At 69.1% G+C, this 12,752-nt stretch carries 10 protein-coding genes; 6 read left to right on the top strand and 4 right to left on the bottom strand.

Translation table 11 applies throughout. From position 1 onward, the window contains the following. The first annotated feature begins 30 nt into the window (after positions 1-30). Together K8640_RS30215 and K8640_RS30210 are read left to right on the top strand one after the other, a co-directional pair. A complete protein-coding gene (locus K8640_RS30215; RefSeq protein ID WP_223750241.1) occupies positions 31-1,443 on the top strand; it encodes an amidohydrolase family protein in 1,413 nt (470 codons plus the stop codon). A 57-nt stretch (positions 1,444-1,500) separates the two neighbouring features. Then, complete coding sequence (locus K8640_RS30210) at positions 1,501-2,190, top strand: TetR/AcrR family transcriptional regulator (protein ID WP_223750240.1); 690 nt, start codon at positions 1,501-1,503, stop codon at positions 2,188-2,190. Positions 2,191-2,284: 94 nt separating this feature from the next. On the opposite strand, the gene K8640_RS30205 is transcribed toward K8640_RS30210, so the two are convergent. Continuing rightward, on the bottom strand, positions 2,285-6,319 hold the full coding sequence (locus tag K8640_RS30205; protein WP_223750239.1) for a PPC domain-containing protein: 4,035 nt from the start codon (positions 6,317-6,319) through the stop codon (positions 2,285-2,287). Between the two features lie 586 nt (positions 6,320-6,905). Between K8640_RS30205 and K8640_RS30200 the strand changes: the two genes are divergently transcribed. Further along, a complete protein-coding gene (locus tag K8640_RS30200; protein WP_223750238.1) occupies positions 6,906-8,114 on the top strand; it encodes a glycoside hydrolase family 19 protein in 1,209 nt (402 codons plus the stop codon). Between the two features lie 146 nt (positions 8,115-8,260). Here the strand turns inward: K8640_RS30200 and K8640_RS30195 are convergent, their stop codons facing one another. Continuing rightward, positions 8,261-8,527 (bottom strand): hypothetical protein, encoded by a 267-nt coding sequence (locus tag K8640_RS30195; RefSeq protein ID WP_223750237.1) that lies wholly within the window; start codon positions 8,525-8,527, stop codon positions 8,261-8,263. A 263-nt stretch (positions 8,528-8,790) separates the two neighbouring features. On the opposite strand from K8640_RS30195, the gene K8640_RS30190 reads away from it, so the two are divergent. Together K8640_RS30190 and K8640_RS30185 are read left to right on the top strand one after the other, a co-directional pair. Then, positions 8,791-9,012, top strand: coding sequence for a hypothetical protein (locus K8640_RS30190; protein ID WP_223750236.1), 222 nt, complete (start codon positions 8,791-8,793; stop codon positions 9,010-9,012). 59 nt (positions 9,013-9,071) lie between these two features. Next, a complete protein-coding gene (locus tag K8640_RS30185; RefSeq protein WP_223750235.1) occupies positions 9,072-9,941 on the top strand; it encodes an oxygenase MpaB family protein in 870 nt (289 codons plus the stop codon). 60 nt (positions 9,942-10,001) lie between these two features. Here the strand turns inward: K8640_RS30185 and K8640_RS30180 are convergent, their stop codons facing one another. Together K8640_RS30180 and K8640_RS30175 are read right to left on the bottom strand one after the other, a co-directional pair. Continuing rightward, positions 10,002-11,135: an FAD-dependent monooxygenase gene (locus K8640_RS30180; protein WP_223750234.1), complete on the bottom strand. Its 1,134-nt coding sequence runs from the start codon at positions 11,133-11,135 to the stop codon at positions 10,002-10,004. Next, entirely contained in the window at positions 11,132-11,761 is a 630-nt protein-coding gene (locus K8640_RS30175; RefSeq protein ID WP_223750233.1) for a TetR/AcrR family transcriptional regulator, read from the bottom strand. The genes K8640_RS30180 and K8640_RS30175 overlap by 4 nt, the downstream gene beginning before the upstream one ends. A gap of 177 nt (positions 11,762-11,938) precedes the next feature. Between K8640_RS30175 and K8640_RS30170 the strand changes: the two genes are divergently transcribed. Further along, positions 11,939-12,697 carry a 2OG-Fe(II) oxygenase gene (locus K8640_RS30170; RefSeq protein WP_223750232.1) on the top strand — a complete coding sequence of 253 codons (759 nt, stop codon included), beginning with the start codon at positions 11,939-11,941 and terminating at the stop codon, positions 12,695-12,697. Positions 12,698-12,752: the final 55 nt, after the last annotated feature.

Raw genomic sequence — 12,752 nt, 5'->3', positions numbered from 1 at the left:
GGCCGCCGACGTGGCCCGGGAGAGAGACACATGGCGGAGCGCTGGCTTCTCCAGGGGGCGACGGTGGTGACGGGAGACCCCGAGCACGAAGACCTCCCGTGCGGTGACCTGCTCATCGAGGACGGCATCATCGTGGCGATGGGGCGCGGCTTGAGCACGGAGGGATGCCGGGTGCTGCCGCTCACCGGGAAGCTGGTGATGCCAGGCCTCATCGACACGCATCGACACACCTGGCAGACGCCGCTGCGTGGGCTGGGCGCGGACTGGACGGTGATGGATTATCTCGCCGCGGTCCGCGTGAAGCTCTCACCGGTGTTCCGCCCCGAGGACCTCCATGCGGGGACGCTCGCGGGGGCGCTCGAGGCGCTCGACGCGGGCATCACCACGCTGGTCGACTACTCGCACTGCATCAGCTCGCCGGAGCACGCGGACGCGGCGCTCCAGGGGCTCCAGGACTCCGGCATCCAGGCCCTCTTCGCCTATGGCTTCGCGCCGGGCCCCACGCCGAGCCCGGCCTTCCCCTCCCCCGAACATCGCTTCGCGGACGCGCGCCGACTGCGAGCGGGCCCCCTGTCCTCGGACTCCGGGCGGGTGCGCCTGGGCATCGCGCTCACCGAGATGCAGGTCCCCTGGGAGCAGAGCCGCGCGGAGGTGCACGCGGCGCGCGCGCTGGGGGTTCCCATCAGCCTGCATTGCTCGGCATGGCCCGTCACCGGGCCGAGCGAGGTCGAACAGCTGGCGCGTGAGGGGCTGCTCGGTCCGGACCTCCTCTTCGTGCACTGCACGTTCAGCGGGGACGAGGACCTGGCGCGCATCGCGAACAGCGGCGGCTCCATCAGCGCGACGCCGGAGTCGGAGCTTCAGATGGGCATGGGGTTCCCCATCGTCGGGCGCGCCCTGCGCGCGGGGGTGAGGACCACGCTGGGCTGTGACGTCGTGGCGAGCAACGGGGGTGAGCTGTTCACGGCGATGCGGCTCGCGCTCCAGTCGGAGCGGGGCCGCGCGAACGCGCTCGCGGGACTGCCTCGACGCCTGGACCTGAAGGCCCGCCAGCTGCTCCGCATGGTGACGCAGGACGCGGCGGACGCCATCGGCCTGGGGGCCGTCACGGGCTCACTGCGCCCCGGGAAGCAGGCGGACCTGGTCGTGCTCTCGGCGGACTCGCTGAACCTGAGCCCGCTGGGCGCACCGCGAGACGCCATCGTGATGCAGGCGCATGCGGGAAATGTCGAGTCGGTGATGGTGCGCGGAAAGCTCGTGAAGCACCGAGGCGTCCTCCTGGGGACGGAGGTGTCCGGTGTCCGACGCCAGGTGCTGCGGGCCCGCGACGCGGTGCTCGAACGGGTCGGCGGGATGTCGGCGCTCCTCGCCGAACACGCGCGGCTGGAGGAGCACTGGGACCTGGGCGCGGGGCGTGCACCTGGGACGACTGTCACGCGCTGACGACACGAGGCCCAGAAGCCGGTTGCGCGCCCCTGGAAGCCGACTACGTTCGCGGGAGTGAAGACCCCCAAACCGAGAGGGCGGCCTCCCCGGCTGTCCGGTCCGCTCGTCATCGAGACGGCCGCGAAGCTCGTGCGGGAGAACGGGCTGCGAAACCTCTCGATGCGCGCGCTGGCGGACAGGCTCGGCGCGACGCCCATGGCCTTCTACCACCACGTCGGAGACCGCGACGCGCTGGTGGCCCACGTGGTGGAGCACATCTTCGAGCAGCTCGTGCTCCCCGACGCCAGCCTCGCGCCGCTGGACTGGCTGCGTGAAGTGGCGACGCGGGTGCGCGCGCTGGGGCTGGAGCATCGCGGGGTGATGGACTTCCTCCTGGAGGAAGGGCCCGCCGTGCACGGGGCGCTGGTCGTCCTGGACAGAACCGTCACGAAGCTGCACGAGGCGGGCGTGCCGTGGCACGAGGCGGGGGACCTGCACAACACGTTCTTCTCCTGGCTCGCGGGCACCATCCGTCGCCAGGAGCAGTGGGCCGCGAGGCAGGAGGATGCGCCCCCTCCCCTCCAGCGCTTCCACGCCGCCGCCCTCGCGCTCCCAGCCAAGGACTACCCGGGTGTGGCGCAGACGCTGACGCGCATGCGGACCCTCGATGTCGAGGCCGAGTTCCAGAACAGCCTCGACTTCATGCTGGAGGGAATCGGCCGACGCCTGGAGCAACACCACGCCAGGAAGCCCCGGGGGCGATAGTCGGACGGCTCAACGTTTGAAGCCGACGTCCAGGGCGCGGACGAACGGCGGGGGGCGCCGCGCATCTCGCGCCCCCCGCGTGCGCCGGAGCGCGCTACAGCGCTTCCACGAACATCGCCAGGTCGCGATAGGCACCGGAGGGAGTCATGGTGACGTACCAGACGCCCGGCTCGGGGTCCAAGACCCAGCAGGAGTTGTAGCTGCGGAAGTCCGACGACATGCAGCCGTACTCCGTGGCCGTCGGCGGGCTGTCCTTGCGCGCCGCGACCTTCATCGCGCCCGCGGGAGAGCCCGTGTCCATGCCCGCCGCCTCCACCGCGAGGTGGTCCATGCCCGGGGGAACCATGACCTTGAAGGTCCTCGCGAGCGCGGACGAGGCGGTGAGCCCCTTCGTATAGGTGCCGCTGCGCACCAGCGACACGGCGTCCACCTGCTGGGCATGGAAGCCCACGACGCGCGCCGAGGTGAAGGTCGCCGAGGTGGACCTCACCAGCGCGTACCAGGTGCCCGCAGCGGGCGCCGACACCTGACACCGCACGGTGCCCGCGGTGGGCTCCGCGCAGCGCGTGCTCGCCGTCGTCGGCAGCGCGTCCTTCGCGAGGAAGACCGCCAGGTCGCCCGTCGTCGCCGTCTGCTGGCCGGACACCTCGAAGAGCAGCTCCGTCTCCCCCGCCGGCACCTCCAGCGTGAAGAGCTGGGGCTGGCCCGGCTTGATGACGAGGTTGGGCAGGGGCACGCCATTGGTGAGCGCCGTCACCGTCTGCGCGGCGAGCATGCCGCCGGTGAGCGACAGGCCGCGATACCGCGCCGTCCCCGTGAGCGACACGAACCACGTCCCCGCGCTCGGGTTGGGGATGACACACACCCGTCCGTGGGTGGTGGTGGAGCCGGTGCAGTCCACGCTCACGCTGCCCACCGGCCGACCTCCAAACTTCACCTTGAGGGTCGGGTTGCCCACGCCGTTCCCCGTGCCGAACCACAAGAGGCCCTGGCCCGGAGGAACCTCCATCCGCCACACCTGCTGCGAGCCGCCCTCCGCCGTCAGGCCGGTGAGCGCGACGTGGGACGCCAGCGAGGCAATCCCCTCCGCCTGCGTCATCGAGTAGGTCCCCGACAGGCGCGCCATGGACGACAGGTTCGTCACCGTCTGCGTCCAGTGCCCCACGTACCACGTGCCGGCGCGAGGCTGGACGAAGTCACAGTTCTCCTCGCTGCCCATCGCGTTCCTCGACGCGCAGTCGTAGCTGTAGGTGGTCGGCGGAGCGCCGTAGCGCACGTAGAGGTTCGCGTCGCTGGTGAGCGTGCCCTCGCCCTTCAGGTTGAAGTTCAGGTGGCTCGCGCCCGGAGGGACCTCCAGCCGATAGACGGTCATGGTGGACACGGGGACGTTCTGGACGGGCTGTTCCCACATGCCGTTGACCAGCGCGCGCGCCTCCCGGTTCGTCGTGGTGATGCGCATGGCGCCGTTGAACGCGGTATTGCCAGACAGGGTGATGTACCAGACGCCTCCCGCGGGGGTGGGGATGTCACAGGAGCGCCAGGCCTTGCACTTGTAGGAGAACTCGGTCGGATAGGCCCCGTGCTGGATCCAGAGCTCCGGCCCGACGGAGTCGTGGTACTGGCGGCCCAGCATCTCCACCAGGAGATAGGGCAGGCCCTCGGGGAGCTCCAGGCGGTAGGTCCGGAAGACGTTCGCCGAGGACGGCACGGGCGTCGCGGTGTCCGCGACGACGGAGGAGACGGGCCCCGTCTCCGAGTGCCTCGCCACGAGGGAGGCGTTGGAGCCCGAGCCCGGAGGCGGCCACATGCTGGTGACGCGCACGAGCACGAACCAGGGGCCCTCCTGGGGGTCGAAGTAGTCACACCGCTCGTAGGACGAGTACGACTGGGTGGAGGCGCAGTCGTAGTCCGTGTTCGTCGGCAGGGCGCCGCGCTTGACGTAGAGGCTCGCGTCCGCCTGGCTGTAGCCCTGCGTGACGAAGGTCAGGCCGGTGCGCCCAGGCGGTACGTCAAAGCGGTAGTAGGTCCCTTGGAAGGTCTCGGCGATGCCGTTCACGGTGACGCCGTTGAACAGGGGGAGCGGCGCGGTCACCTTCGCGGTGAGCGTGCGGTCCGTGAAGGCCGCGCGCGAGCGGACGCGGACGTACCAGGTGCCACCCGCGGGACGCTCGATGACACAGGGCGTGAGCATGAAGCACCCCGTGGTGCCCGTCGCGGGGGGCGGGCTGCCCGGCTGGGCATCCACCATGACGTCCAGGGTGGGGCTGCTCAGGGCGAACTCGAGCTTCACCTGGTGGGGCGGCACCTGGAGGGTGAACAGCCGGTCCTCCAGCGGCATGCCGGAGAACGGTGCCGAGGGCTGGTCGAGCACCAGCTCTCCGGTGGAGACGGGCACGACGCTGGTGTAGCCGGCCGTGAGCGTGTGGCCCGCGAAGTCGCCGTAGCCGCCCGGCTCCACCCAGAAGTGCCACGTGCCCGCCGCCGGCGCGTCGATGACACACGAGCCCGGCAGGGACTTCCGGCAGGCATAGCCGCCGTCGTGCACGGGCCGGCTGCCACGTCGCGCCGACACGTAGCCCGAGCCCGTCCCACCCTGCGCCCAGATGGCCAGCCGCGCCTGGCCCGGTGGGACCTCCAGCGTGTAGTAGAGGCGGTCATCACTGTGGCCGCCCACGCCCGTCACCGGTTGGAGGTTCGTGAGCGCCGTGTTGCTGACCACGCCCTTGTAGCGGCCCAGGACCGAGAGGTACTCGAACTTGCGATACGGGTACTCCGGAGCCACCCGGACATACCAGGCACCGGCGCGAGGCTCCTCGAAGGTGCAGCGGCTCCCGGTGCTCGACCGGCTGCAGTCGTAGTCGGTGCCCTCGGGCGGGCTGCCGTACTTCACCGTCATCAGGAAGGAGCCGAAGAAGAGGGACGGCACCTCGAAATAGAGCGTGGCGACGGACTCCGGGACGTCCAGTCGGAACAGGAACGGCCCGCCCGCTTCGCTGTCGAGGCGGGACACCTCCTGACCGTTCACCAGCGGAACGGCCAGCTCCAGGCTCACCGACTGCGCGAGCAGCGTGACGACACTGAACGCCGCGTAGGCCCGCACCATGACGTGGTACGTCCCCGCCACCGGGGCCGTCACCGTGCACGTCTCCGTGTTGCCGGTGGCCCATGAGCGGCAGTCATAGCTGGTCGTCGAGGGGTTCCCGCCCCGCTTGACGTAGAGGTCCGCGTCGCCGGTGCCTCCCGAGAGCGTGACCTTCAGGGAGGCTTGCTGCGCGGGCACCTCCAGCGTGAAGAAGAGCATGGCGTCCTTGGCCGCCGAGAGGTTCGTCACCGGCTGGCCATTGATGAGCGCCGTCACGGGAGGCACCACCGTGCCCACGAGCTTCGCGCCGCTGAAGCCCGTGTAGCCGCGCAGCATGACGTACCAGGTCCCTGCCTGGGGGGCTGACACCTCGCAGGACTCCGTGTTGCCGGAGGTGTTGGAGCGGCAGTTGAACGTCGCGAGGTCGGGCGTGGAGCCATGCCGGAGGTAGAGGTCCGCGTTGCCCGTGCCTTCCGAGAGCGCCACGCTCAGCCGCGTCTGTCCCGCGGGCACCTGGAGCGAGTACATGAGCCAGTCGCCCACGACGCCGGACACGGCCGTCACGGCCTGGCCGCTGGTGAGCGCGCGCACGGGGCTGGTGCCCGTGCCGTAGGCGGAGACGGTGGCCGTGAGCGTCACGTTGGAGAAGGAGCTCGTGGCGGTGAGCAACACGTACCAGGTCCCGGCGACATCTCGGCCGGACACGGTGCAGCGCTCCACGCTGTCGGCTCCCGCGGACGTGCAATCACCCGTGGTGGCCGTCGGCGCGGCGCCGAAGCCCACCTTCATGTCCAGGTTGCCGGGTCCTCCCGTCGTGGCGAAGGTCACCGCGCTCTGGTGGGCCGGGACGTCCAGGGTATAGAGCCGCTGCCCGCCCAAGGGGGCCGCGATGAAGGGGATGGGGGTGCCCGGGGTGAGCACCCCGTCCACCAGCTTCTGCGAGCGGCCGTCGGTGGAATCCGGGTCCGAATCGCGTGACTCACCACGACAGCCGCTCCACAGGAGCAGCGCTCCCGCGAGCAGGAAGATGCGTTGAAGACTTTTCACAGGGGTCCTCGAATCGAGTCAGGGCCTCGCGGTGAGGGCCGCGAAGCCGCTGGAATTTGCAATCAGGTGACACTTGCTTCCGTCACTCTCGAACGGACCCGGGCGCGGATTGTCGCGTCGCGCCGCGAGGAATTTTCACCGGGCGTTCCAGACGAGGAGGACCCACGAGGTCTCGGAGCCGCCTTCGGAGGACACGGCCACCTCCTCGACGTCTCGGGTTCTCGAGGTCTCCATCTCCACCGGACTTCCGAGCGCGCGACGCCGAAGGCGACATCGACAGGCCGGACTGGGCGCCATGGCATGGAAGCCATCTCGTGCCCGGTGACCTCATCGCGCGGCTGCAGCAGGAAGCGGTGAACGCTCACGAAGTGGCTTGCGACCCCAGGACATTTGCATTGCTCATCAGTCGACCTGCGCCGCCACAGCGCGTCTGCTGGTCAACGCTCCCCGCCCATCGGCTTAATTAGCTTAATCATGTTTTACTGCTCTATGCATGATGTTGGCGGCCCGGCCATCCGGAGCCAGCGCCTCCGCTCTCCCTTGGCGTGGAGCGCCCGAGAAACCGTCGACCACAAGGAGCACCATCATGTCTGGCCATCTTGCTTCACGCAGTCTGGCGTTGCTGGGAATCTGTGGGGGCCTGAGCGTTCTGGGAGGCTGTGAGCGCGCCGAGCCAGCGTCCGCGGACCTCGACCCGGTGGGCCAGGTGGAGAGCGCCGCCATCGTCGACACCATCACCGCGGGTACCTACGTCATCCGCTCGGTGATGACCAACAAGTGCATCGACGTCGCCTCGTCGAGCACGGCGGACGGCGCCAAGGTGCAGCAATGGGATTGCAATGGAACCAATGCACAGCGCTTCGTCGTCACGCCGACGTCCGGCGGCTACTTCAGCATCATCAACGTGAACAGCAACAAGGCGCTCGACATCAAGGAGGCCAGCGTCGCGGCGAACGCGCTCGTCCACCAGTGGAGCTACGGAGGTGGAACGAACCAGCAGTTCCGCTTCGTGAAGGAGGTGGGCAGTGAGTTCAGCATCCGCGCCCGCCACACGGACATGGCCATCGACGTGTACTGGGGCAATACGACCAACGGCACGGAGCTGGTGCAGTACCCCTACGAGCAGCGAACGAACCAGCGCTGGACGTTCGACCGTGTCGATGGAGGCGGCGGCACGGGGCTGGCGGCCATCCTGAGCGAGTCCACGTTCAACGCCATGTTCCCGAACCGGAACCCCTTCTACACCTACAGCAGCCTCATCGCCGCCGCGAGCACCTTCCCGGCCTTCGCCAATACAGGCTCGCTGGAGACGCGCAAGCGCGAGGTGGCGGCCTTCTTCGCCAACACGGCGCACGAGACCGGGAACTATGTCTACATCGAGGAGATCGCCCGTGGCCCCTACTGTGGGACCTGGGGCCCGCCGGGGTGCAACTGCGTCGCAGGCAAGCAGTACTACGGACGTGGGCCCATCCAGTTGTCCTGGAACGGCAACTACTGCGCCGCCGGAGCGGCGCTGAACCTGCCCCTGCACACGAACCCCGACCTGCTGGCCCAGGACGCGAACGCCTCGTGGCGCTCCGCCTTCTGGTTCTGGACCACCCAGACGGGTGCCGGAACCATGACCCCACATAGCGCCATGGTGAACGGGGCCGGCTTCGGTGAGACCATCCGCACCATCAATGGAGCGTTGGAGTGCAACGGTGGAAACCCGGGGCAGGTGCAGAGCCGCATCCAGAAGTATCAGGACATCGCCAACCTGCTCGGCGTGAGCCCTGGCGGCAACCTGGGCTGCTGAGGGGCACGTCCCGGGTCTCGTGGAGTGGGGCCGGAGGTCGCCGGAGGATCGACGGCCTCACCCCACGGGGGCGCCTGCGCCAACATCACTGGAACGAGAGGGGAAGCTGCTGCCGGTACGCGAAGTCGGCCAGCCACCAGAATGGTCTACGTGCCCTCGTTCTTGCTTTCGAGTTCACTCTTCAGACCTTCAAGTTCAAGTTCGAATACATAGATGGTCGGATGGTCGGCGCCGGGACGCAGGGTGACGGCGAAGTTGGCGGCGCCGAATGCGGTTGAGGCCGTCAGCTCTACTTCGGGGATACCGAGCCTGTCGGAGACGACCTTCACGGCCCTGGCCATCGTGGGGTGCGACCCTTCATCGATATGGACGATGACCGAGCTGCCTTCGACTTTCTTGAAGTGAATTCCCACGAATGTCTCCGATGGAATGAGTAGGGGTAGGCGCGAGCCGGCGCCGTGTGGTTCGAGGATACTGCTCGGCAAACGACTGGTCGCCGAAATGCAGCCGCCTCACCCACGAGGACACCGGGCATGTCGCGAACAACCTTCTCGAACTCCGCGCGGGCCACCGACTCCGTCGTCCACCGCATCTGCGTGTCGCGCACGCTCCGCGCGAGGCCGTTCTCATTGGGCGACCTGTGGCTGACCGAGGCCTCTCTGGCGTGGCAGGCGGCATGGTGGATCGCGTCGGCTCGGTCATCGAAGAGTTCGCGCTCGTGTACGGCATCCGGTTGCGCGTGCCGTCGACCGAGTTCGCGGGGCTGATCCGCCAAGCTTGGGCGGACACGTCGGCCTTCGCGACCATGACCCGGCTGAGCGCGACCGAACTGCATCCAATTGCCAATAAGCGCACCGCGCGGTTCGTGGCTACGCTCGTGGAGCCGAACAGCGACTGACCCGTGCGCCGTGACTTGTGAATCGCGGTTCCCCCCTGAACCCAGGTGCGTTCATGACCATGAGCGATGAGGCCGAAGGCTCGACCACGAAGGCACAGCTGCGGCAGCAACTGGACGCCATGGAGAACGACGCACTTCGACAAGCGGCCAACTGGTTCATCCTCGCCGCCGGCACGGCGAACGTGATCATGCAGCTCTCCCGGCCGGCCGTCGCCTACGGCGTCATGGAGAGCAAGGTCGAAGAGGGCAACCTCTTCAAGAACCCGAAGCGACGGGCCCGCACCACGCTGGCGTACATCGCGGTGACGATGCTCGGCGGAGCGGAGGAGCGCGCCGCGATACGCCGGGCGACGAACGTCTCCCACGCGCGCGTCCGCTCCGAGCCCGGGCATCCAGTCGGCTACAACGCGTTCGACCCCGCGCACCAGCGCTGGGTGACGGCGTGCCTGTACGTCGGCGCGGAGGACGCGTACCAGCGCGTGCACGGCCCGCTTCAGGGCGAGTTCCGGGAGCGGTTCTACCAGCAGGGGAGCGTGTTCGGCACGACCCTGCAGATGCCGCCCGAATCGTGGCCGCCGACCCGCGACGACTTCGAGGCGTACTGGCAGGCGGAGATCTCGGGGCTCACGATGGACGAGCGCACGCGCGACTACCTCTGCCGGATCGTGCGACTCGAGTACCTCGGCCGCCGCATCCCCGCGCCCGTCCTGCGGCTTCGGCAGCGACTGGTCGCGGGCTACCTGGGGCCGGAGTTCCGCACGCTGATGCAGCTACCGTGGACGGAGGCCGACGTCCGGGCATTCAAGAAGTTCAACCGACGGCTGGCGGGTTTCATGCGTCTGGCCCCCGCCGCAGTACGCGAGGCGCCGCTGCGCCGTCAGCTGCGGGACGTGCGCCGGCGGCTGGCCGAGGGGCGCCCGCTGTTCTGACGTCGTCGGCCGTCAGCGCCGGGAGTCCGGCGGGTACGGAGGCTTCGGTGCAACTCCACCTCACCCCACGGGAACACCGGGCATGTCGCGAACGACCTTCTCGAGCTCCGAGCGGGCCACCGACTCCGGCGTCCACCGCATCAGCGTGTCGCGCACACTTCGCGCAAGGCCGTTCTCCCATTGGGCAACACGCCCGATCATCCACGAGCGGTCGCGAATCCGCTCCGCACGCGGCCGACGGAGTTGCTCATACCGGGCCAGCGCCTCGTCCGTAGGGCCCATCGTCACCAGGAGCTGCGCGAGCGCCGCGGCGTCCTCGATGGCCAGCCCCGCGCCCTGCCCCAGGTTCGGCGTCACCGCGTGGGCCGCGTCACCGAGCAACACGACGCGAGGCTTCCACCACCGCGGCGCCGAACAATCCTCGATGTCGTTGTGAAGCAACCCGTCGAGCCCACCGAAGGCCGCCAACGCCGAGCGGGCCGGGTCCGCGAAGCCTGCATACAACGCCTGGAAGCCGGACAGGTCCCTCCACGGAGCCGGCGCGCGACGCGGGGCATTGAGCGTGAGGAAGACATAGGACTTCCGCTCGCCCAGCGGCACCACACCCACGCGCCTGCCCGTGCCCCACATCTCCACCACCGCGTCCTCGAAGTGCCCCTCCACCACGCCGCGCCAGCACGAGTAACCGGAGTAGCGAGGGTGCACCTCGGCACCACACACGTGCTCCCTCACGAGGGAACGGATTCCATCGGCGCCGACCACGACGTCGTAGCGTCCCCCTGTTCCATCGGAGAACTCGACGTCCACGCCATCCACCCCACTTCGCAAGCCCACCACCGTCACACCCAGGCGAGGCGCGGGGGACACGGAGCGCAGGACCTGGAGCAGCTTGTTCCGATGAAGCGTGGTCGCAGGTAGCGACAGCCCCGGCACGGAGTACGGCGTCTGCTGGAGCACACGCCCCGATGCATCCGTGATGCGCGCCAGTCCCACCGGATGCCCGACGGCGAGGACGGCCTCATGCAGCGCGAGCCCCTTCATCACGGCCATCACGTTCGGACCGAGCACGATGCCCGCCCCCTCGTCCCCATAGGAGGGCCGCCGCTCGACGAGCTCCGCCACCACACCCCGCCTCGCCAACGCGGCCCCCAGCGCGAGCCCACCGATTCCTCCACCCACCACGAGGACCTTCACGATGACCTCCTCGAACCCAACCCCACGAGCAGCATCTCCAAATCACGCCGCAGGCGTGTTCGCGCCGTGGCCACCGTGGAGCCCGCCATCGGCACGAGCATCCGCATCACCGCCGCGTAATAGACGCCGAAGACCAGCTCCGCCGCCCGCTCGCCGTCCACCTCCGCTCGCAGCTCACCTCGCGACTTCGCGTCGGACACGACCGATGCCAGCGCCCCCACCAGCCTCGCCAGCGCCGGGCGATGCAGTTCCTCGGCGGCGCCCGTGAGCCATGGCAGCTCCTTCACCACCACCCGCGCCAGCTCCGGCTGCGACGCGTAGTGGGTCAACAGCGGCGAGAACAGGTGCATGCACCGGTCCACGAAAAGCCCCTCCCCCGGCAGCGACGTCACCGCCCGCTCCACGAGCGGCATCGCCTCCGCGCGCCACAGCTCGTGCAGCAGCGCGTCCTTCGTCTCGCCGTACACCAGCACCGTGCCCGTCGCGACGCCCGCCGCCTCGGCGATGGCGCGCACGGTCGTCCCCTCATAGCCACGCTCCGCGAACAGCCGCTTCGCCGCTGCCCGGATGCGCTCCCACTTCTCGCTCTTGGCTCGCTCCCTCAGGGACATATTGAACAGGTTCATAATTGAACGCGTTCAAAATCTCCAGGAATTCGCTCCCCAACCGCACCGGGAGCCACACAGGCAGGCGCTGGCGACGCGTCGAGCGTTGAAGGAAGGAGCGTGCCGCCGGCGTGGGATTTCGCGAGGCGGCGATGTAGGGATGCGCCGTGCCCGACCTGCTCGGGCGGAGGAGGACGGGTGACAGTCGCAACCCTCGAAGAAGGCCCGCTCAGGGGGCCGAGCTTCTTTCTCGACCGCACGGCGCTGCGGGCGGTGGCGCTGGCCCATCGCGACCGCTATGGCGTCGCGAAGCCCCATCCCCACGTCGTCATCGACGGCTTCCTCGGAACGCGGTTGGCGTCCGAGCTGGCCTCGGTCTTCCCGGGGGCGAACGACGCGCAGTGGAAGCGCAGGGACCACGTGGAGCAGGCGGCCCGCCTGGGACAACTCCAACGCAAGGCGTTCGAGGACGTCCCCGGCCCGCTCCGGCACCTGCTCTCGGAGTTCTCCGGCATGTCGTTCATCGACTTCCTGGAGACCGTCACCGGCGTGCAGGGGCTCATCCCGGACCCGCACTTCCGGGGCGCCGGCCTGCACCTCACGCTGCGCGGCGGACACCTGGCGTTGCACGCCGACTTCAACCGCGACCGCTTCCGAGCCCTCACCCGTCGACTGACCGTCCTCTACTACCTGAACCCGGACTGGCAGCCTGCCTGGGGCGGCGACCTGGAGCTATGGAACGCCGACCTCACGCGATGCGAGACGCGAATCTCACCGGTGCTCGACCGGCTGGTGGTCATGGCCCATGGCGATGACCACTGGCACGGCCACCCCACCCCACTGGACTGTCCCGAGGGACGCGGTCGCGCCGCAGTCGCCGCCTACTTCTACACCGCGGAGGTCTCCACGGACGCGCCGGAGCCCCACAGCGCCATCTGGGCTCCCACGCGCCCGTAACCTCTTCCCCCGCCCGCGTACGCGAGCAGGAGAAGGGACGAAGGCAGGGAGGGGC

It is taken from the genome of Myxococcus sp. XM-1-1-1, from assembly GCF_020037095.1.
Classification (GTDB): Bacteria; Myxococcota; Myxococcia; order Myxococcales; family Myxococcaceae; genus Myxococcus; species Myxococcus fulvus.
The sequence above is the reverse complement of the archived record's forward strand: the minus strand, read 5'-3'. Positions and strand labels throughout refer to the sequence as shown.

What these genes read in the sequence shown, in the direction of transcription:
- K8640_RS30215 (WP_223750241.1), top strand. Translation starts at nt 31, where the DNA reads ATGGCGGAGCGCTGGCTTCTCCAGGGGGCGACGGTGGTGACGGGAGAC.
- K8640_RS30200 (WP_223750238.1), top strand. Translation starts at nt 6,906, where the DNA reads ATGTCTGGCCATCTTGCTTCACGCAGTCTGGCGTTGCTGGGAATCTGT.
- K8640_RS30190 (WP_223750236.1), top strand. Translation starts at nt 8,791, where the DNA reads ATGGTGGATCGCGTCGGCTCGGTCATCGAAGAGTTCGCGCTCGTGTAC.
- K8640_RS30185 (WP_223750235.1), top strand. Translation starts at nt 9,072, where the DNA reads ATGAGCGATGAGGCCGAAGGCTCGACCACGAAGGCACAGCTGCGGCAG.
- K8640_RS30175 (WP_223750233.1), bottom strand. Translation starts at nt 11,761, where the DNA reads ATGAACCTGTTCAATATGTCCCTGAGGGAGCGAGCCAAGAGCGAGAAG.